The sequence below is a fragment of the Mucilaginibacter sp. UR6-1 genome (assembly GCF_020880975.1).
In the GTDB taxonomy this organism is placed as follows: Bacteria; Bacteroidota; Bacteroidia; order Sphingobacteriales; family Sphingobacteriaceae; genus Mucilaginibacter.
The window spans coordinates 979,000-1,000,630 of the sequence record NZ_JAJIWP010000002.1 but is presented as its reverse complement, the minus strand read 5'-3'; the positions used below and the strand labels follow the sequence as shown (position 1 = coordinate 1,000,630).

Genomic DNA, 21,631 nt, shown 5'->3' with positions numbered 1-21,631 from the left:
TGGCATGCAAATAAACAAAAAAATATTTGTTTGAACTTACATTTTTTAACTTTTAACAAATATTAACGTATTACAAACCTTGCTGCCACCCAATCATTACGGGTTAGGTGGCGGGTATATGTTAGGCCATACGCTGCGGCAGCCTCCTTTATTATATCAAGGTCGGGCGTTTCATAAAATCCACTAAAAAATATCACACCATCGGGCTTTAAAACCCCGGCGTAGCTGGCCATTTGATCAAGCAATATATTGCGGTTTATATTGGCTAATATCACATCGTATCGCGCATCAGGTATCGCTTCTTTAGAGCCGCAAAGCGCCGTTATATTATCGGCATTGTTAAGCGCGGCATTTTCAATGGTACTATCATAACAAACCGGGTCGTAATCAATAGCCATCACCTGTTTGGCACCCAGCTTTGAGGCCATAATGGCCAGTATACCAGTACCGCAGCCCATATCCAACACCTGTTTACCCTCAAAACCTTCGCTTAGCATCAGCTCCAGCATCATAGAGGTAGTTTGATGGTGGCCGGTACCAAATGCCATCTTCGGGTCGATAACGATCTCGTACGGAAACTCCGCGCGCGGCTGGTGAAATGTAGCCCTGACAAATACCTGATCCTGTATCTCTATCGGCTCAAAGTTACTTTCCCAGGCCTCGTTCCAGTTTTTTTGCGGGACAAGATTTACCTGGTAAGTATAATCAACCATGTTTTTGTAGGCCGACAGTTGATCGTCTATAGCCTGCTGGTTAAAACCTACAGAAGGTATATATGCCCTGAAACCTGTTTCGGTTTCCTCAAAGGTATCGCAGCCCAAACCGGCCAGGGCATCAATCAACAAATCGCGCTGATAATCCTCTGCCGCGGGCAGGGTAAAATCTATTTCGTAATAATCCATTGGGGATAGTGGTTAGTGGTTGGTGATCAGAGATTAGTAGTTGATGGTTAGTTAATAATTTTTTTAATTACCAATCTCTAACCACCAACCTCTAATCACTATTAATTAAACACCTTAACTATATCGGCAAAGTCGCGCGATTTTAGGGACGCGCCGCCGATCAAACCACCGTCGATATCCGCTTGTGCAAACAGCTCGGCAGCGTTTTTAGGGTTACAGCTACCGCCGTAAAGTATAGTAGTAGCATCGGCAACTGCCTGGCTGTATTTGGCCGCGATCTCCTGACGGATGAAGGCATGAATTTCCTGCGCCTGGTCAGACGTAGCGGTTACACCGGTACCAATAGCCCAAACCGGCTCATAAGCGATAACCAGTTTACTGAATGATGCTTCGTCAAGGTGGAAGATACCTTCAACCAATTGTGCCTTGATAATGTCGAAATGTGTTTCAGCCTCACGTTCCTGCAAGGTTTCGCCAATACAAAAAATAGGCGTTAAACCGTTTGCCAGGGCGGTATCAGTTTTTTTGGCAAGCAGCTTATTGGTTTCGCCAAAGTACTGGCGGCGCTCTGAGTGACCAAGGATAACATACTCGGCACCTACTGATTTAATTTGTTTTGCAGAGATCTCGCCGGTATAAGCACCGCTCTCGGCCTGGTGGGCGTTTTGCGCTCCTACCGATATCTTATCATAACCTTTGGCCAATTGTACCAGGCTGTGCAGGTGTATAAACGGACTGCAAACCACAGCTTGCTGAGTGCCGGTTACCTCATCTTTTATAATATTGATAACCTCCGAAAAAAGGCTTAAACCCTCGTTATAATCCAGGTTCATTTTCCAGTTACCGGCAACAATTTTCTTTCTCATGTTATTTTATGTTAATGTATCACAATTAAAAACGTCTGAACTTTTCGGTAAGCTCAAATACGTTTGTTAGTATATCTTTTTCAATCTGGTTAAAATCGCGCCCATCTTTGCGCTCAAATACTTTCTCAGCGGTTTCAAAAACCTTTTTTAAGCCGTAGGTTTCAAAGCCCTGCGCCCCGCCCCAGGCAAAATCAGCCACAAAATTACGCGGGTAGCCTGCACCATATACATTAGCGCTTACGCCTACCACCGTACCGGTATTAAACATGGTGTTGATGCCGCATTTTGAATGATCGCCCATAATGAGACCGCAAAATTGCAAGCCTGTTTTACGGAAACGCTGGCTGGTATAATCCCACAGCTTTACCTCGGCGTAATTATTTTTAAGGTTGGAGTTGTTAGAGTCGGCCCCGATGTTGCACCATTCGCCCAGCACCGAATTACCCAGGTAACCCTCGTGCCCTTTTGAGGTATAACCCCAAACAACGGCATTATTGATCTCGCCACCCACGCGCGAGTGCGGCCCTATAGTGGTAGCACCATAAACCTTAGTACCCATTTTTACCTGCGAATGGCTGCAAAGCGCAAAACCGCCACGTATGTTGGTACCTTCCCAAACCTCGGTATCGGCAGCCAGGTAGATCGGGCCGTTACTGGTATTAAAGGTTGAGCACTCGGCCACGGCGCCCTCCTCGGCAAAAAACTGATCGTTAGCGCCAATAATGGTGTTTGTGGTACTTATAGCGGCGCTGCTGCGGCCCTTGGTAAGCAGCGCGAAATCCTTTTTAAGTTCAGACGCATTGTTCCTGAAAATATCTTCAGGGTGCTTAATGTAGTTAAACCGCTCCGTATATACTGTAGCCCTGTCAAAAGTACCCGTTGGGGTAAAGCTTTTGGCACCTGTTTCATTCAACTTTACGGCAATAAGCAATTCGCCGGCTTTGAGGGCTTCGCCTTCGCCAAGTTTATCGATGGCTTCGGCAAGCGCCTCATCCGGGCAAACAGAACCATTAATAAATATATTCTGATCCTGAATCTCCAGCGGAAATTTTCCCTGCAAATAATCGCGGGTAAGGTATGAATACGCGCTGCCAAGGTATGTAGCCCACTTTTCGTCGATAGTGAGTATGCCTATGCGCAGGTTGGCAACAGGGCGTGTGTAGGTTAACGGTAATAAGGTATTTTGTGCGTTATCGTCAAACAGGATGATTGCCATGGCGCAAAAATAAAAAAAGTCCCGACTGCAAAGCCGGGACTTATGAATATTTTAAAATAAGCGATTACTTTTTAGCGTAACGTGTACGGAACTTATCGATACGACCGGCTGTATCTACCAACTTCATTTTACCGGTGTAAAAAGGGTGTGAAGTGTGTGATATCTCTAATTTAATTAGTGGATACTCGTTGCCATCTTCCCATTTAACAGTTTCACGGGTATCGATGCATGATTTAGTGATGAAAGAATAGTCGTTAGACATGTCTTTAAAAACCACTAATCTATAGTTTGATGGATGCAGATCTTTTTTCATTACTTTATACTTTCCTTATAAAAGAGGCGCAAATATAGTGATCTTATTTTGATTATAAAACATTAAGGGAAAAAGTTTTCCACGTATTTAAATCTCTACCTGCTATTGCTTCTCATAAACCATTCCCTGGCAACTATCCGGATCGCCTATATTTAATAAGACATACAATTTACCATCCTTTTTTTGCAGTATATTCCCGGTACTGATATCGTTAAGTTCAAAAATACAATGTCCGTTACCATCGCAGCTTAAACTCCAATTTCCGCTATGATCAATATAATTTTTGTTTGACTTACCCCAATCATCCATAATCCAATCCGGTGCATTTTTCAAATCATAGGTTCCGTTATCATGCACTATCAAATAACTCTCAGGAATATTAATATAGTCCCCTTCATATTGCATCATTTTTTAGAATGATCTGTCAGCTTATAAGTACCAACTACTTTAACATCATCTTTTGCTGTGATGGCTGTAAAACCCATATCCCAAACACAAAATACCGGGCGACATCCTGTATTAAGGAGAATTATAAGGATAAGATACAGTAATATAAGGTTTGGTTTCATTTTTAATACGCGCTCAAGTTCAACTAAATACTCATTGAAAGCCCTATTTAAGTTCAAAAAATAGTCTACCTACGCACTTGTTTATGACAGTGAGCGAACAATTTTTAATAAATTATTTGTATATCTTTGTATTGTTAAACTGATACGATGAACTTACCAATTTATTTAGATAACAACGCTACAACACCTATGGACCCCAGGGTGCTTGAAGCTATGATACCATATTTTACCCAAAAGTTTGGTAATGCCGCAAGCCGTAACCACCACTTTGGCTGGGTAGCCGAAGAGGGTGTTGATTATGCCCGCGAGCAGGTGGCCAAATTGATTGGCGCTACCGAGAAAGAGATCATCTTTACATCAGGCGCTACCGAGTCAGACAACCTGGCCATCAAAGGTGTGTTTGAGATGTATAAGGATAAAGGTAACCACATCATCACCGCTGTTACCGAGCATAAAGCTGTGCTTGATGCTTGTAAACACGTTGAAAAACTGGGCGGCAAAGTTACTTACCTGCCTGTTAAAGAGGACGGTTTGGTTGATCTGGAATTGCTTGAACAAAGCATGACACCTGAAACCATCCTGGTATCTATCATGTACGGTAATAACGAGATCGGCGTTATACAGCCGGTTAAAGAAATTGCAGCCATTGCGCACAAGCATGGTGCCCTGTTCATGACAGACGCTACACAAGCCGTAGGTAAAATTCCGGTTGATGTTAACGCTGATGGTATTGACCTGTTAGCCCTTTCGGCCCACAAAATGTATGGCCCTAAAGGTGTAGGCGCTTTATACGTACGCCGTAAAGGCCCGCGTGTTAAGGTTACCGCTCAAATGGACGGCGGTGGTCACGAGCGTGGCATGCGTTCAGGCACGTTGAACGTACCGGGTATTGTTGGCTTGGGTAAAGCTTGCGAATTAGCTCGTTTGGAGATGGATTCGGAAGCTCAACGTTTATCAGCATTACGCGACAGACTGGAAGCATCATTAAGTGAACTGGAAGAAAGCTATGTAAATGGTAACGTACAACACCGTTTACCGCACGTAGCCAATATATCATTTAAATATGTTGAGGGCGAAGGTTTGATGATGGCCATGAAAGATCTGGCGGTATCATCAGGTTCAGCTTGTACCTCGGCATCACTTGAGCCATCATACGTATTAAAAAGCTTAGGCTTGTCAGACGATCTGGCACACTCTTCAATACGTTTTGGTTTAGGCCGCTTTACTACCGACGAGGAAGTAGATTACGCCATCGAGGTAACTAAGAAAGCGGTTACCCACCTGCGCGAACTTTCACCACTGTGGGAAATGTTTAAAGAAGGTATCGACCTGAACTCAATTGAGTGGGCAGAACACTAAGATTGATGTGAAAATATGCAGATGTGCAAACGTGCGGATGCTAAACAATAAGTAAATTATATAGTGAGCGATGAATTAGTCAATAATTCAATAACTCAATAATTCAAAAGACAATGGCATATTCAGATAAAGTAATTGATCATTACACCAACCCGCGCAACGTGGGTACATTAGATAAAAGCAGCCATAAAGTAGGTACCGGCCTTGTTGGTGCACCTGAGTGCGGCGACGTTATGCGTTTACAAATTGAAGTTGATGATAACAACGTTATTACCGACGCTAAATTTAAAACCTTTGGCTGTGGTTCGGCTATCGCGTCGTCATCATTAGCTACTGAGTGGTTAAAAGGTAGAAGCATTGACGATGCTATGGCTATTGACAATATGGACATAGTTGAAGAACTTGCCCTGCCGCCGGTAAAAATTCACTGCTCAGTTTTAGCAGAGGACGCTATTAAAGCCGCCATTAACGATTACCGCGTTAAAAACGGTTTAGAGCCAATTGAATTAGAAAAATCGCACCACTAATAAGAGATTTGAGATAATAGACATGAGATTTGAGATAATACCTTGTTGAGGCTAATTTTCTCAAATGTCAGATATCAATACTCATATCTCAATACTAAAATCTATAATAAAATGGTAACCGTAACTGATAAAGCTAAAAGCAAAATTGATGACCTGATACAAAACGCAGGACTTGATGAGTCGTATTTTCTGCGTGTATCGGTACAGGGTGGCGGCTGCTCAGGCTTGTCATACAATCTTGATTTTGACAACGAAGAGAAAAAAGGCGACCAGTTTTTTGAAGATAAAGGTGTGCGCATGGCCCTGGATATGAAATCATTTTTATACCTGGCCGGTACCGAACTTGATTTTTCGGATGGATTGAACGGTAAAGGGTTTAACTTTCATAACCCTAATGCTACCCGCACCTGCGGCTGCGGCGAAAGCTTCTCTGTTTAAGTATCCATCAAAATATTATAACATAAGAAAGGCGCTCAAATTGAGCGCCTTTTCTGCTTTGTTCACGATACTTAATCACCTGATCTAATCATTCTTCACTTAATCCAATCCATACTTCTTCACAAACCCAGTACACTGATCCTGTTTTCACACCTCTGCACATCATCACAACTCTTCTCTCTTTCACCAATCAGCATACATCCGCACTTCTTCATCTACTCACTTCTTCTGCCTCACACACGATCAATCCATCCGCACACTTATCGCGATCAATAATAATGTCACCGTCGGTTGCCGGAATATCCTGCTATCACAAAACCATCCTCAACATTACACAATCCGGCAAAATCCCGGGGTGACAATTTCTTTATATCAACCTAAGCCTTAAACTGCTCAGGCACTTTTCAAATTATTTATATCAGCAAAAAGCTCAACAGCGTTAGCCACACCGGCATCAATTGCTTTGCTTTTTACAGCCTCTATCAGGTAGTTGTTCTTCAGCTCGTTCTCTGATACCATAACGCTGAAATCCTTATACATCACCCCTTCTTCAAAAGGGTAAACGGTATAACCGCGTTTATTTGGATCGTAGTGACCAAGCTCAAAAACCTCGTCCTGCTTTTTACCTTTTATCTTTGCGCCTTTAACCAACTGGTAGGCATCTGTTATCATTACAAATTCATTGTTCTTCATAGTGATTAGAAGAATACAATAACTTTGCCACTTTTAAGGCAGACTCAAGAAAACCAGTTAAAAATTTCATTTTGAGATAAGAGGGATTTATCGCTGCCCGAAATATCGCGCAAAATAGTGCCCTCCTGCATCTGGATAAGGCGTGTACCGTACTGGTAAGCGTCCTTTAAATTATGCGTGATGAGTATTGAAGTAAGTTTAAAATCGTGGATTAGCTTATCAGCAGTGCGCATTACGGTATCTGCCGAGCGCGGATCAAGGGCGGCAGTAGGTTCATCAAGCAACAGTACCTTACAGCTATCCATCACGCTCATTACTAAAGTAAGTGCCTGCCTTTGTCCGCCAGACAGTGTACCCATAGGTTGTTCCAGTTTATTTTCGAGACCCATACCCAAAGTGGCGATATGCTGCCTCACTTTCTCCCTGAAATTCCCCGTTACGCCTATTGATAGTCCTTTACGTTGGGTGCGTATGGCTGCCAGCCTGAAGTTGTCAATAATACTCAGGTCGGGCGCGGTACCGCTAAGTGGATTTTGAAAAACCCGAGCTACCCATTTGCTGCGCTGATGATCGGCCATGCGGGTAACATCATTACCATCAATATGTACGCTGCCGGCATCTGTAAAGATGCTGCCAGCAACTAAATTTAACAAGGTAGTTTTGCCCGAACCGTTTGAGCCGACTATTACCACAAACTCGCCTGCCGCAACATTGAGCGACACGTTGTTGATGGCCGTTACGGCGCTGGCCTTACCTTTATTAAATACCTTATGTACCGAATTAAGCGCTATCATGAACTTTTACTAAAAGATAAACGCGGCAAGCTTACAATTAACAGTACAAATACCGCGGTAACCAGTTTAAGCAGGTTAGCATCAACACCGATGCTCAGCGTTACGGCCAATACCATCTGGAAAGCAATGGCACCGGCAATAACCATTGCCAAACTTAACCACGCCGAAGTAATGCGCAGCCAGTTGATAACAGTTTCGGCAATAATAACCGAACCAAGCCCGGTTATTACAATACCGATACCCATATTGATATCGGCAAAGCCCTGAAACTGCGTCATGAGGTAGCCGCTCAGGGCTATCAACCCGTTAGCAAGGGCAAGGCCCGCTATTTTCATGCTATTGGTATTTACGCCCAGGGCGCGTATCATGGTTTCGCTGTTGCCGGTTGCACGCATGGCCAGGCCAAAATCTGTTTTAAGCAGATAACCTATTAACAAGGTAATCAACAGCACAATAAACGATAAGATGATGCCTGTATTCCGGTTCGGATCAGCCAATAAAGGCAATTTATCAAATAAGGTAGTAGTACCTATTAACGGGATGTTAGAGCGCCCCATCAGCGTAAGGTTTATTGAATAAAGTGAATAGGTTACCAATATACCGGCAAGTAGTGGGTTTACCTTTAAACGGGTATGTATTAAGCCTGTTATGGCACCGGCCAGCGCACCTGCCAATATCACCAGCGGCAAAACAATGTACACCGGCTGCTGATGGGTTAACAGCAATGCCGTAACCGCGCCGCCAAGCGTGTAACTGCCATCGGTAGTAATATCGGGGATGTTAAATATCTTCATGGATATGTAGATACCCAGCGCAATGCCCGAAAAGCATAAACCCTGCAATAAAGCGGTTAGGTAAAAATCCATCTATTTTATCGCTTCAAAATTTGATGGCAGGGTTAGCTTATATTTTTTAGCTACTTCCGCATTATACACCCTTTTCCTGATCTTCACCAGTTCAGGCTTCAGGCCATCAGTTTTATGTGTTTTAAGATATTGTACCGCCTGCTCACCGGCCTGGTATCCCCACTGGTAAATATCGGCACCAAACGCGGCTACCGCGCCGCGTTGCACCAAACCGGCCTCACTGGTAAATATGGGTACGTTTTTGGCATCGCAATTCTTTTTAATGGTTTCAAAGGCGGCAAACACGGTATTATCAGGGTTAGCGAAAAAGGCATCTATACCTTTGCCTAATAATGATTGCGTTACCAGCGGTGCTTCTGATGAATTATTGAGCGGCAAAGCTACCAGGTTAACGTTCAATTTTGCAGCCAAACCTTTTATGCGCTCCATCGCATCAGCCGATTGCGGCTCTGCCTGGTTATATATCATGCCAACAACCAGCTTCGCCCCTGCTTTGGGCTTCAATATTTTAGGTATGATAGAGAATGAGGTATCAATATAATTCAGGTTCTCCAGCGCACCGAAAAGGTTGGCCGGGGCTTTGCCGTTAGCGTCAAGCACTTTCATTCGCTCGGGCACAGGCGATACCATGGCGAATACGGGTATGGTCTTGCTTTTTTGTAAAGCCGTTACGGTTGATAATGTGGTGGAGGTGGCCAACACATCAACCTGCTCACTAACGTAATAATTTACAATCTGCGTAAGCTGCGGAATATCGCCCTGGGCATTACGGTATTCAATTTTTACGGTGTGCGCATCCTCGCTAAAGCCACCTTTTTTAAGGGCATCGGTAAAACCGGTACGGGCCTGCGCAATGGTTGCATCCTCAAAGGCATCCACAAAACCAACTACCGGAACATCATTCTTTTTAGTTTTTTGCTGGCACGATATAATGGTTGCAGCCACAGCAATGGCCGCCAAAAATTCAACAGGCTTCATAACCACTAAAGTAGTTATTAAACCTTAAAGCTGAAACACAACCAACCTATGGTTGTAAGCCATAACCCGGTTATTACTGCTTACTGACAATCGATAAGGCCAAAGTGTAAAATAAACACCCTATTTTTCAACAATTAAGTAATTAATTTAGTTATTGCGGTATTTTAGCCATTGATGATACCTATAATATCAAAACTCCCGCAAACGGGCACTACTATTTTTACTACCATGTCGGCACTGGCGGCTGAGCTGGGGGCTATCAACCTGTCGCAGGGTTTCCCCGACTATGATTGTCCTGCCGAGCTGAAAGAACTGGTTAACCAGGCCATGCACAACGGGCATAATCAATACGCCCCGATGGCAGGGTTAATGAGCCTGCGCGAGGTTATTGCCGCCAAAACTGAAAAGCTGTACGGCGGCGTTTACGATCCGGATACGGAAATAACCGTTACAGCAGGTGGTACACAAGCTATTTACACCGCTATAAGCACCGTAGTAAACCCGAACGACGAGGTGATTATTTTTGAACCCGCATATGATGCTTATGCTCCGGCTGTACGCATGATGGGTGGCCTGGTAAAATCACTGCAACTTGAACCGCCCGATTACCGCATTGATTGGGAAATGGTTAAAAGGCTGATCAGCAACCGCACGCGGATGATCATCCTGAACTCGCCGCATAACCCTACGGCTACCATTTTGCAAAAGGATGATATTGACCAACTCATCAGCATCATCAGCAACAGGGATATTTTTATTTTGAGCGATGAGGTGTATGAGCACCTGATATTTGACGATCAAACACACCATAGCATGGCCCGTTATGCCGAACTGCGCGACCGTAGCTTTATCATCGCATCGCTGGGCAAAACCTTCCATGTTACCGGCTGGAAGCTGGGCTATTGCATTGCCCCGGCTTACCTTACGCGTGAATTCAGGAAGATACACCAGTTTTTAGTATTCAGCGTAAACACGCCAATGCAATACGCGGCGGCTGAGTATTTAAAAAATGAGGCGCATTACAATTACCTGCCCGGCTTTTTTCAACAAAAGCGCGACCATTTCAGGGCCGGGCTTGCGCAAAGCCGGTTTGAACTGCTGCCCTGCCATGGATCGTACTTTCAATCAGTGCTGTACAGCAACATCATCGATGAAAAGGACACCGATTTTGTGATACGCCTGACCAGGGAATTTGGCGTGGCTGCCATACCCACATCGGCCTTTTACAGCAAGGGTACAGACTATAAGGTGATACGCTTTTGTTTTGCCAAAACACAAGAAACTTTAGATAAAGCCGTTGATAGGTTAATTAAAGTTTAAATAAATTTTAACACATTGCGATAATATTTAACCCTTGCGGTTAAACTGTACCTGCCTATGGATAATCTGAAAATTACTGTTTTCCAGGGATACCTGTTCTGGGAAAATGCCGATAAGAACTTGCAGAACATTAGTTTGCGATTATCAAACATCCGTGAAAAAACAGATCTGATCATTCTGCCCGAAATGTTCAACACCGGGTTTACGATGAATGTTGAGCCATTGGCAGAGGAAATGGATGGCAAAACCGTACAGTGGATGGCCGCCACTGCAAAAAAATACGATTGTGTGGTAACCGGCAGTCTGATTATTAAAGAAAACAACAAATACTATAACCGCCTGGTATGGATGCGCCCCGATGGCAGCCATGAGCATTATGATAAGCGCCACTTATTTGCCCTGGGCAAAGAGCACGAAAAGTTTACCGCGGGCAGCAAACGCCTTATTGTTGACCTTAAAGGCTGGAATATTTGCCCCATGATATGCTATGACCTGCGTTTCCCGGTGTGGCAGCGTAATGTAAACGGCGAGTATGACTTGCTGCTGATTGTAGCCAACTGGCCCGAGCGCCGGGCCTTGCACTGGCGTACGCTGATACCGGCACGTGCGGTAGAAAATCAAAGTTATGTGGTAGCCGTAAACCGTGTAGGGCATGATGGCAACGAGGTTTACCACTCCGGAGATTCAACCTGTATTGACCCGAACGGCAAGGTGATCTATTACAAACGTGATGAAGAAGACCTTTATACCTTCACCATTGCCGCAATTGAACTGGAGAAAACACGCCGCGCGTTACCTTTTTTAAAGGATGCGGATAGCTTTACCATTAACTGATTGGTTATTGGGTGATTTTTTTACCTCCCATGTAGCATAAACTGTTTTTATTTACGTATCAATAAAATAAACACCTTATTTTGCGTTCATAAACGGTAATTTCTACATAACCTCCATGAAGTTTACATACAGCAGTGCACAGGCAGCAGCGGTAATTTTGTTATTTGCCACTATTACTGCATCGGCACAAAAAAAAAGGGATTATACACCGCTTGTAAACACCTTTATTGGCACGGCAGGTAGCGGCCACTCCTACCCCGGCGCGGCAACGCCTTATGGCATGGTGTTACTTACCCCTGTAACGGGCGCCATGCAAAACGGATACTTATATACTGATAGTACCATACATGGCTTTACCCACGCTATTTATGCTGATGCTGCCGGCCTGCCACACAGTGAAATTTTATTTATGCCTGTTATAGGCGAGCCTGTGCTGAGCCAGACAAAACGCGCAATATCCTTTAAAAAAAAGAATGAAAAGGCATCGGTAGGGTTTTACAGCGTTGAACTGAATAATAAAATAGAAGCTGAATTAACCGCTACTACACGTGCGGGTTTACAGGTATATGATTTCCCGACGGCCCCTAAAGCCAATATTGTTATAGACCTGCAATACGGTGGTGATGTGCTGAACAGTGAGATAGAGGTAGTAAACGACCGTGAATTACGTGGCTTCCGCACATCGGGCACTATCGGGAGCCAGCGCCAAACTTACTTCTATGCTAAATTTTCAAAACCCTTTAAAACGTATGGCATCGCGGTAAACGGCGCTGTGCAAACAGAGCAAAAAAAGGCATCAGGTACCGATGTAAAGATGTATGTTCAGTTTGATGATCCGGGAGAGGTGGCTATCCGTACCGGCTTGTCGCACGTGAGCATCGCCGGGGCATTAAAGAACCTTGATGCAGAAATGCCCGATTTTGATCTGCGTAAAGTACAAAAGGCCGCCCGTGCAGCCTGGTTTACCGAATTAGGGAAAATGGAAGTTATCGGCGGCGCTCCGCCGGTGCCAAGGGTTGAAGAAGCGCCCCCTGCTACCTATAATCCTTATGGCAGGCCATCACCCAAAACTGTAAAGCTGCCTGATTTTGCCGCCTTGAAGCAGAACACCTTTTACACCGCGCTGTACCATACCATGCTTACCCCCAATATTGCCAGCGATGCCGATGGCACCTACAGCACAGGTAATAACCAAACAGCTAAAGCCGAAGGTTATACCCATTATGATGTAAGCACCTTAAACACATTTGGCACGCGCTATCAGATACTTACGCTTACCGACCATAAACGTGTTACCGATTTTATTAAAAGCTACCAGGCAACTAAATTAAACGGAAGCCTTGCTTTTAACGAATTGATAGTGGATGCGCTGGCAAAAGGGATTAAAGGCTTTGATGTCGACAAGGCATACATACAGCTACGAACTTCATTAGATGTTTTGAATAATGAGGGTTTAAAACAAAATGGCTTTATACCTGCCGATCAGCCTTTATCAATTAGCAAAACCTTGTATTACAGCTATTACAACTGGCTGGCTGCACAAATGGCGCAAGCGTTGAAAAAGCCGCAGGAATCAACCGAGTATTATCGCCTTGCATCATCATGGAAAAATGTGTTCAACAAAACCACCGGCTTTTTTCAGCCTAAAACAGGTGATAAATTCAGGGAGCCATTTAAACCTGTTGACACCGCAGCTTACGAACGTGGCAACGGCTGGCAATACACTTTTATGGTACCGCATGATGAAGAAGCACTGTTAGAAACCATGGGCGGTAAAGACGCCTTTGAGGAAAAACTGGATAGCTTTTTTGGCACACTTACCGAGCACCCAACTTATATTGATGGCTTTACTGGGCAGTTCAGCGTGGCATACCTGTACAATAACTTTATGCCTTATTTGTACGCATTCACTGATAATCCGCAGAAAACGCAGAGCTATATTAATCGTATCATAAACCAACTTTACGCGCCCGATGCTTCAGGTTTAAGTGGTAATGATTATAACGGACAAATATCAGCCTGGTATATTATGAATAGTTTGGGTTTTTACAGCCTGGTGCCCGGCGGGCAATACTACATTGGCCTGCCCCAGTTTGATAAGGCCGGCATCAGCCTGCCCAACAACAAACAATTTACAATACTTAACGGAGGCACGGCTATTACCCGCAAAAACTTTTACCTGCAGGGCATGAACCTTGATAAAAGCGGCTATAATAAACTATACCTCAACTACAGCGATATTGCCAAAGGCGGAGATTTTGAGGTATTTACCGGCACTATGGCCAACAAGCTTTTTATGCAGGATCTGGAAAAACCCACCTCAAAACAACAGCAGGCAGCAGCATCAGCCCAAAAATAATTTGTGTTTTATAAAATTTAGATGCCCGGTTTACGTTGTTAAATTTTGTTATCCCGTTATGATTTAGCTTCATAATTTTACATCTTTACCAAATGTTCAAACGCATAAAGTACCGCGTCCTGCGCTATCTTGTTATATTTATATATTTTGTAATTATCTTTTTCTGCGCCATCGAACTTAACTTTTTATGGTTGTTCGGCTATTCGCCTGATATGGAGGACATCAAAACGCCCACCATGTCAGTAGGTTCAGAGGTATATACGGCAGATGGCAAACTGATAGGTCAATTTTACAAAGAGAACCGCTCACCGGTTGACTATAAAAACATCTCCCCTAACCTGATAAATGCGCTTGTAGCTACCGAAGATTCACGCTTTTACAGCCACGGCGGTGTCGATTTTCTGTCATTTTTCAGCAGTATGGTATCAACCGCGCAAGGCGATCGCCGGGGGGGCAGCACCATTACGCAGCAATTGGCTAAAAACCTGTTCAGCACCCGTAAAAAGAAATCAAGAGGTGTATTAAGCAGGGTACCGGGCCTGGGTACCGTGATCTATAAATTTAAAGAGTGGCTTACCGCTTATAAAATAGAGCACCTTTATACCAAGCAGCAAATACTTACCATGTACTTTAACACGGTGCCCTTCGGTAACAACTCTTTTGGTATAAAAACGGCTACCTTAAAGTATTTTAACCAACAGCCCGATAAGGTTGACCCGGCACAGGCGGCAACGCTGATCGGGATGCTGAAAGCCACCTCTACATACAACCCTATCCGTAACCCTGAGAGATCAACAGAACGCCGTAATATTGTTTTGGCGCAGATGCATAAGTATAACTTTATCAGCGAGGCAGAGCAGCAACGCTACAGCAAAGCGCCCATGAAACTTGATCTGAGCTATGTAGATCAGGATTCGCACGGCGATTCGTACCTGCGACGCGCTGTTGAAAAATGGCTGGATAAATGGTGTAAGGAAAATGATTATAACCTTTACGAGGATGGCCTGAAGATCTATACCACCATTGACTCGCGCCTGCAAAAATATGCAGAGGAGGCCGTGGCCGATAAGATGAAATCGTTACAGCGCAGGTTTAATAACGTGTGGGGCAAGCAAAACCCGTGGCGCGACTCAAAAGGCAACGAAATAAAAGATTTTATACTGAAAGCCGAACAGCGCCTGCCTATCTACAGCATCCTGAAAAAGAAATATAACGGAGATACTACCAAGATACAGGAGTACTTTAACACCAAGAAAAGGATGCGTGTTTTTACCTGGAAAGGCGACCAGGATACGACATTTTCAAGCATCGACTCTATCAAGTATTACGCCCGTATACTTAATACCGGCATGATGACACTTGAGCCATCCACCGGAAAAATAAAAGTTTGGGTAGGCGGTATTGACTATAAGCATTTTAATTACGACCACGTTATACAAGCCAAGCGCCAGGCAGGCTCAACCTTTAAGCCATTTGCCTACCTTACCGCGCTGGACAACGGCTTTACCCCCTGCGACAAGTTTACTGATAAACCGGTAACCATCCGTTATAAGGATGAAGGAAAGGACGAGGAATGGTCGCCCAATAATGCCGACTTTAATTTCTCGTACCGCGAAATGTCGTTACGCTGGGCTATGGGGCGGTCGGTAAACTCCATCACCGCACAACTTACCGAACAGGTGGGTTGGGATAAGGTTGTTGAGTACGCCCACAAATGCGGTATAGACAGTTATCTGAAATCGGTACCATCGGTATCATTAGGGTCAAACGATGTATCGGTATACGAAATGGTACGCGCTTACAGCACCTTTTTGAACAAGGGTGAAAAGCTCGACCCATTATTGGTAACCCGCATCACCGACCATCAGGGTAATGTGATTGAGGAATTTGAACTAAAGAAAGAGCGCGTGATCAGTGAGGAAACCGCCTGGCTGATGCTCTACATGTTCAGGGGTGGTATGGAAGAACCGGGTGGTACATCACAAGCACTTTGGGAGTACGACCTCTGGAAAAAGAATAACCAGATAGGCGGTAAAACCGGAACATCATCCGACTATGTGGACGGCTGGTATATGGGCATCACCAAAGACCTGGTTACCGGTGTTTGGGTAGGTGCCGATGACCGCAGCGTTCACTTTAAAACATCTGAAACAGGTGAAGGCTCGCGCACCGCGTTGCCGATATTCGGTAAGTTTATGGAGATGGTTTACGCCGATCCAAAATCGGGATATACCGAAGGGCTGTTCCCTAAGCCGTGGGTTAAGATCACCAAACAATATATGTGCCCGTCGCCACGCATCAGGGTTGATACCGCCGCTACCGACAGCACCGAAGTAAGCACAGATTCAACCGCGACAGACCCTGTACTTACCTTGCCGGATAACCCTGATGGCGGCGAAACACCGCCACCCGGCCAATAATTTTTGCGCTTATAACTAAACCTTGTATATTTCAGTAAATTAGCTTCATTCTATCATAGCGTTTATGAACAAACTTTACACCTGCATTTTAACCGGCAAATCAGCCCGATACATGTTAGCGCTTTTAAGTGTGTTGATTTTAGCATTACTTAATCCGCAGCAAGGCAAGGCGCAGTACTTCGGTCAAAATAAAGTACGTTATAAAAAGCTCGATTTCAAGGTGTATAAAACGCCGCACTTTGATATCTACTATTACATGAAGAATGATAGCCTGATACGCCGTTTTGCGCAGGAGAATGAGCTTTGGTACACGCTGCACCAGCAGGTTTTCAGGGACACTTTTTTGAGGGCTAACCCTATTATATTATATAATAATCACCCCGATTTTCAACAAACCACCGCTATTGACGGCGAAATAAGCGTAGGTACCGGCGGTGTTACCGAAGGATTAAAGAACCGTGTGGTAATGCCTATAATGGAAACCAACCACACTACCCGCCACGTGTTAGGGCATGAGTTGGTTCACGCGTTTCAATATCATATTCTGTTAGGTAAAGATTCAACCAGTTACGAAAACCTGAACAATATACCGCTATGGATGATAGAGGGTATGGCGGAGTACTTGTCCATCGGTAAAAAGGATGCCTATACCGCCATGTGGATGCGCGATGCTTACCTGAACAAGGATATTCCGACTGTAAAAGATCTGACCGAGAGCAACAAATATTTCCCTTACCGTTACGGCGAGGCGTTCTGGTCGTTCATTGGGTCAACTTACGGCGATACGGTAATTGTGCCTTTCTTTAAAAATACGGCACGTTTTGGTTTGCAATACGGCATCAGGCGCACCTTTGGGTATGATGATAAAACACTATCGACCCTGTGGAAAAACTCTATTGAGGCTACTTACAAGCCCATGCTGAAGGATACCGCGCAAAAAGCCATAGGATTTAAGGTGATTGACAACAAAAATGGCAGCGACATGAACGTTGCGCCAAGCGTTAGCCCGGATGGTAAGTACATTACCTTTTTGTCATCAAAGGATCTGTTCAGTATCGATCTCTTTTTGGCGGATGCCAAGACCGGCAAGATCATCAAGAAGCTCACCAGTAAAATATCGAACACGCACATTGATGAATTTAACTTCATTGAGTCGGCAGGCGCCTGGTCGCCGGATGGTAAGCAGTTCGCGTTCAGCGTGTTTAACAAAGGCCGTAACCAAATGGTGGTAATTGATATTCCAAGCGGGCGCATGAGGCATAATATACCGATGGGCAAGGCGGAACAGTTCAGTAACCTGTCATGGTCGCCGGATGGTAAGAATGTGGTTTTCCAGGGTTTGTATGAGGGGCAGGGCGATCTGTATTCATATAACTTCGACACTAAAAAAGTTACCCAGCTTACCAACGATAAATATTCGGACTACCAGCCAAGCTACTCAAAGGATGGCAAAAAGATCATCTTCAGCAGTGACCGTACTACCTATGATAAAGGTACCGCGCAGGATATTCCTTTCAACCTGGCTGAGCTTGATCTGGTTACGGGTAAAGTTACCGATATTAAAGTTTTTGACGGCGCCAATAACCTTAACCCGCAATACTCGGCTGATGGCAGCAAAATCTACTTCCTGTCAAACCAGGATGGTTTCCGCAACCTGTATAGCTATGAACTGGCCACCGGAAAAACAGATAGACTGACCAGTTACTTTACAGGCATCAGCGGTATAACTGAGTTTTCGCCTGCGCTGAGTGTATCCAACAATGATGATGTTGTTTACTCTTACTATCGTGCCCAAAAATACACCTTGTATAACGCCAAGGCTACCGACTTTAAGGCAGAAAATGTACAAAGCGGCGTAGTTGATTTTACGGCAGGTATGCTGCCGCCGCCACGCTCGGTAGGTGTTGATCTGATCAACTCTAACCTCAACAACTTTTTGGCTTACCCTCGCCTGCGTACCGACTCAATTAAAAGCGCGCCATACAAGCCAATGTTTAAACTTGATGCTTTGGCCAGCAGCGGTATTGGTATTGGTGTGAACAGCTTTTATGGCACCGGTCTTTCAAGCGGTATCCAGGGCATATTCAGTGATATATTGGGCCAAAACCAATTGTATGCCGCAGCATCGGTTAACGGGCAGATCTATGATTTTGGCGCTCAAGTAGCTTACATTAATCAAAAAGGCCGCTGGGATAAGGGCATCAGCGTATCGCACATACCGTATCAGTTCGGCTTTTACAATACATCAGTAGGCACCCAGGAAATCAACGGCAACCAGGAAAGGGTTTATAATGAAGACAGTTACGTTATCCGTAACTTTGAGGACGCGATCAACCTGTTTACCTCTTACCCTATTTCTCGCATTAACCGTGTGCAATTTGGTGTAGGCGCATCATACAACACTTACCGTACCGACCGTTACCGTAATACTTATGTAATAGATACCACTACATCGGCGCTTTACTACTACAATTACGAACGTAAAAAAATCCCGAACTCCGAAGTTGAAAACCTGGGTTTTGGCTTTAACCTTAACTCGTTCGCGCTCCTTAACTCAAGCGTGGCTCTCATAGGCGATAACTCGTTTTTTGGTATTGCGGCACCTTTAAATGGTTTCAGGTACCATATTGAGGCGCAGTATGTGTTCGGTACCTATAAGTTCTTTGCCCCTACTGTTGATCTGCGTAAATATGTACGTGTGGCACCGGTTACCTTTGCAGCACGTTTATATGGAACCGGTCGTTTTGGTGAAAATAATCTGTACCCGCTATACGTGGGCTATCCGTTTTTGATACGTGGTTATGAATCGCAAAGCTTTTACAATGCCGACAGATTGCCAAGCAATGGCTTTGGCTTTAACCAGCTTTCGGGCAGCCGTATAGCGGTGGCTAATTTTGAGATCAGGCTGCCATTTACCGGTCCCGAAAAGCTGGCACAAATAAAATCAAACTTTTTATTTACTGACCTTAACCTGTTTTTTGATGCCGGTTTAGCCTGGAACTCGGGCAACCAGATCAAATTTCAGAAAGGGCCCGATTTTGTAGGTTACGATGTGTTAAGGAATGAAAATGGTGTACCTGTAATAGATGGGAACGGACAGACTATTGAAGATCGTAACACGCCCCTGTATAATACCAACCAGCGCGTACCGGCATTAAGCGCAGGTATATCACTACGTGTTAATTTATTTGGTGCGCTGATACTTGAGCCATACTTTGCCATACCGTTTAATCGTACTGATGTTAAAAAACCTGTGTTTGGTTTCAACTTTACGCCGGGCTGGTAGTTAATAGGTATATGTATAGCTTTTTATTTATGCGTTTTAAAATATTGGTTGTGTTGATGCTGGTAGCTGCGCAAATGGGATTTGCACAAACTGCTCCTGTAACCTCAAAAAGTATTGAGGGCAGCATCATGGTATCAAACAAAACAGCTTTTGACAACCTGAAGTTCGCACCCAATTTTTCAGTTTTCATTAACCTGGTAGAACAGGCCGGATTAAAAAGTACTTTAACCGCCGCTAAGCCCATTACGGTATTGGCACCTACAAACAAGGCTTTTGAAGGTTTGCCTGCCGGTATATTGGATACCTTGCGCAAGCCCGAAAACAAGGCTGCACTTATTAATTATGTTAAAGGATATATAATACAGGGAAAGCTCACCTCGGCAGATATTTCAAGGTTGATAAATACGGGTAATGGCCAGGCAAAACTGACTACAATAACGCCGACCACATTATTAGCGAAGGTAAACACCAACCGTAATGTTACACTTACCGATGCTTTTGGTTTGCAAACTATCATTAGCAGGTATGATATTATGACCAGCAATGCGGTGCTTCACACACTTACAGCAGCTTTATCTGTAAGCTTGCCTATCCCGCTAAACATTAAATAGCCAGGCTGTATACATTAAAAGGTAACAGCCGATCTGCGTGAACTAAGTGCAGGGCGCATTTGCGGCCTTTGACGCATATTGTTCTCTACATTTAAACCGATGGTCAGGTCAATCCACTCCTTATTTACTGATCTGATCATCTTCTCTTTTTGCGGGCGGGTAAAGGTGCTTACATATTTAAAGCGTTCCATGGCCTGCTCCTCTGTATTGATCTCCTCAAAATAAACCAGGCGGCTTAACTGCTGCGCGCTGTCAAAAAACAGGGTCGGCATCTGCTTGTAAAAATCCAGTGTTTTTAGCAAATCAGCACAAAGGCCTACGTGTAAGTTGTTGCGGTTACGGTCGGTTATAATATAAATATAGCGTTTCATGATAATAAAATTTGCTGTTTAAAAAATAATTACTAATTTTATGAGCATAAAAATACTAACAATTTTAGTAAATCCAAATTTTATGTCAATTATTTCATCAAATATTAAATTTCTCAGAAAAAAGAAAGGTTTAACACAGCAACAGTTTGCAGATCAGATAGGTATAAAAAGATCATTAGTGGGTGCATACGAGGAGCAGCGTGCCGAACCGAAATATGATTTGCTAAAAATTATAGCAGCTTTTTTTGAGATCAGCATTGATGATTTTATAAATGAAACCATTGATGAGAAGTGGGCACCCAAGCCAAAAGGCAACCCGGCCAATTTAAGGGTGCTCAGCATATCGGTTGATAAGGATGACAATGAAAATATTGAGCTGGTACCCATGAAGGCCAGCGCCGGTTACCTTAATGGCTATGCCGACCCGGAGTATGTGGCTAAGCTGCCCAAATTCTACCTGCCCATGTTTAACCAGGGTACTTACCGCGCTTTCGAGATAAAAGGCGACTCAATGCTGCCCCTGCCCTCCGGCGCTATTATTATAGGCCAGTATGTTGATAATTGGGCCGATGTAAAGCCCGGCGAAACCTATGTGGTGATATCAAAAAATGATGGCGTGGTGTACAAACGCATCGGCAATAAATTCAAGGATAATAAAAAGCTGAAGCTGGTGTCTGACAATCCGGCCTACGAGCCTTACGAAATAAGCGGCGAGGATGTAATAGAACTGTGGAAGGCTAAAGGATATATATCAACCGAGTTGCCGCAACCAACACCCGAGCCTACTATGGAGAGCATGACCGCCATGATGGCGCAAATGCAACGCTCTATATCAAAGCTGCAAGGCAACAATTAAGTTACACGGCTGCAACTAAACTATTTGGCGGTACATTTATCAAAGCATCTGTA

Annotated in this window: 20 protein-coding genes; 10 read left to right on the top strand and 10 right to left on the bottom strand. The window is 44.2% G+C overall.

The genetic code is table 11. The features are described from left to right. Positions 1-62: 62 nt before the first annotated feature. From prmA to LJ707_RS09715, 5 genes are all read right to left on the bottom strand, one after another. Positions 63-902, bottom strand: coding sequence for a 50S ribosomal protein L11 methyltransferase (gene prmA, locus LJ707_RS09735; RefSeq protein WP_228950619.1), 840 nt, complete (start codon positions 900-902; stop codon positions 63-65). Positions 903-1,003: 101 nt separating this feature from the next. Next, on the bottom strand, positions 1,004-1,768 hold the full coding sequence (gene tpiA, locus LJ707_RS09730) for a triose-phosphate isomerase (RefSeq protein WP_228950618.1): 765 nt from the start codon (positions 1,766-1,768) through the stop codon (positions 1,004-1,006). A 25-nt stretch (positions 1,769-1,793) separates the two neighbouring features. Then, positions 1,794-2,984: a putative sugar nucleotidyl transferase gene (locus LJ707_RS09725; protein WP_228950617.1), complete on the bottom strand. Its 1,191-nt coding sequence runs from the start codon at positions 2,982-2,984 to the stop codon at positions 1,794-1,796. A 64-nt stretch (positions 2,985-3,048) separates the two neighbouring features. Continuing rightward, positions 3,049-3,297 carry a type B 50S ribosomal protein L31 gene (locus LJ707_RS09720; protein WP_255678832.1) on the bottom strand — a complete coding sequence of 83 codons (249 nt, stop codon included), beginning with the start codon at positions 3,295-3,297 and terminating at the stop codon, positions 3,049-3,051. A gap of 102 nt (positions 3,298-3,399) precedes the next feature. Then, complete coding sequence (locus tag LJ707_RS09715; protein ID WP_228950615.1) at positions 3,400-3,705, bottom strand: hypothetical protein; 306 nt, start codon at positions 3,703-3,705, stop codon at positions 3,400-3,402. Between the two features lie 308 nt (positions 3,706-4,013). On the opposite strand from LJ707_RS09715, the gene LJ707_RS09710 reads away from it, so the two are divergent. The 3 genes from LJ707_RS09710 to LJ707_RS09700 all read left to right on the top strand — a co-directional run bounded on the left by LJ707_RS09710 (position 4,014) and on the right by LJ707_RS09700 (position 6,190). Beyond that, a complete protein-coding gene (locus tag LJ707_RS09710; RefSeq protein WP_228950614.1) occupies positions 4,014-5,225 on the top strand; it encodes an IscS subfamily cysteine desulfurase in 1,212 nt (403 codons plus the stop codon). 113 nt (positions 5,226-5,338) lie between these two features. After that, positions 5,339-5,752 (top strand): Fe-S cluster assembly scaffold IscU, encoded by a 414-nt coding sequence (iscU, locus tag LJ707_RS09705; RefSeq protein ID WP_228950613.1) that lies wholly within the window; start codon positions 5,339-5,341, stop codon positions 5,750-5,752. 111 nt (positions 5,753-5,863) lie between these two features. After that, on the top strand, positions 5,864-6,190 hold the full coding sequence (locus tag LJ707_RS09700; RefSeq protein WP_228950612.1) for an iron-sulfur cluster assembly accessory protein: 327 nt from the start codon (positions 5,864-5,866) through the stop codon (positions 6,188-6,190). Positions 6,191-6,583: 393 nt separating this feature from the next. Here LJ707_RS09700 and LJ707_RS09695 read toward each other — a convergent pair whose 3' ends face one another. Genes LJ707_RS09695 through LJ707_RS09680 form a run of 4 tightly spaced genes read right to left on the bottom strand, consistent with a single transcriptional unit; the run spans position 6,584 to position 9,521 of the window. Next, positions 6,584-6,883 (bottom strand): hypothetical protein, encoded by a 300-nt coding sequence (locus tag LJ707_RS09695; protein WP_228950611.1) that lies wholly within the window; start codon positions 6,881-6,883, stop codon positions 6,584-6,586. Between the two features lie 44 nt (positions 6,884-6,927). After that, positions 6,928-7,677, bottom strand: a complete 750-nt coding sequence (locus tag LJ707_RS09690; RefSeq protein ID WP_228950610.1) for an ABC transporter ATP-binding protein — start codon at positions 7,675-7,677, stop codon at positions 6,928-6,930. After that, positions 7,674-8,543 (bottom strand): ABC transporter permease, encoded by an 870-nt coding sequence (locus LJ707_RS09685; RefSeq protein ID WP_228950609.1) that lies wholly within the window; start codon positions 8,541-8,543, stop codon positions 7,674-7,676. The genes LJ707_RS09690 and LJ707_RS09685 overlap by 4 nt, the downstream gene beginning before the upstream one ends. Beyond that, the gene (locus LJ707_RS09680) at positions 8,544-9,521 is read right to left on the bottom strand and encodes an ABC transporter substrate-binding protein (protein WP_228950608.1); all 978 of its coding nucleotides are present in this window, start codon (positions 9,519-9,521) and stop codon (positions 8,544-8,546) included. A gap of 174 nt (positions 9,522-9,695) precedes the next feature. Here LJ707_RS09680 and LJ707_RS09675 point away from each other — a divergent pair, with 174 nt between their 5' ends. The 6 genes from LJ707_RS09675 (at position 9,696) to LJ707_RS09650 (ending at position 20,351) form a co-directional block, all read left to right on the top strand. Beyond that, positions 9,696-10,841 (top strand): methionine aminotransferase, encoded by a 1,146-nt coding sequence (locus tag LJ707_RS09675; RefSeq protein ID WP_228950607.1) that lies wholly within the window; start codon positions 9,696-9,698, stop codon positions 10,839-10,841. A gap of 57 nt (positions 10,842-10,898) precedes the next feature. Continuing rightward, complete coding sequence (locus tag LJ707_RS09670; RefSeq protein ID WP_228950606.1) at positions 10,899-11,675, top strand: amidohydrolase; 777 nt, start codon at positions 10,899-10,901, stop codon at positions 11,673-11,675. A 115-nt stretch (positions 11,676-11,790) separates the two neighbouring features. Then, a complete protein-coding gene (locus LJ707_RS09665; RefSeq protein ID WP_228950605.1) occupies positions 11,791-14,034 on the top strand; it encodes a glycoside hydrolase domain-containing protein in 2,244 nt (747 codons plus the stop codon). Positions 14,035-14,126: 92 nt separating this feature from the next. Next, positions 14,127-16,454, top strand: coding sequence for a penicillin-binding protein 1A (locus tag LJ707_RS09660; protein WP_228950604.1), 2,328 nt, complete (start codon positions 14,127-14,129; stop codon positions 16,452-16,454). 64 nt (positions 16,455-16,518) lie between these two features. Then, positions 16,519-19,740, top strand: a complete 3,222-nt coding sequence (locus LJ707_RS09655; protein WP_228950603.1) for a DPP IV N-terminal domain-containing protein — start codon at positions 16,519-16,521, stop codon at positions 19,738-19,740. Positions 19,741-19,769: 29 nt separating this feature from the next. Further along, a complete protein-coding gene (locus tag LJ707_RS09650; RefSeq protein ID WP_228950602.1) occupies positions 19,770-20,351 on the top strand; it encodes a fasciclin domain-containing protein in 582 nt (193 codons plus the stop codon). A gap of 14 nt (positions 20,352-20,365) precedes the next feature. Here LJ707_RS09650 and LJ707_RS09645 read toward each other — a convergent pair whose 3' ends face one another. Then, positions 20,366-20,722, bottom strand: coding sequence for a GIY-YIG nuclease family protein (locus LJ707_RS09645; protein ID WP_228950601.1), 357 nt, complete (start codon positions 20,720-20,722; stop codon positions 20,366-20,368). An 82-nt stretch (positions 20,723-20,804) separates the two neighbouring features. Here LJ707_RS09645 and LJ707_RS09640 point away from each other — a divergent pair, with 82 nt between their 5' ends. Next, positions 20,805-21,578 carry a LexA family transcriptional regulator gene (locus LJ707_RS09640; protein ID WP_228950600.1) on the top strand — a complete coding sequence of 258 codons (774 nt, stop codon included), beginning with the start codon at positions 20,805-20,807 and terminating at the stop codon, positions 21,576-21,578. Positions 21,579-21,631 lie beyond the last annotated feature (53 nt).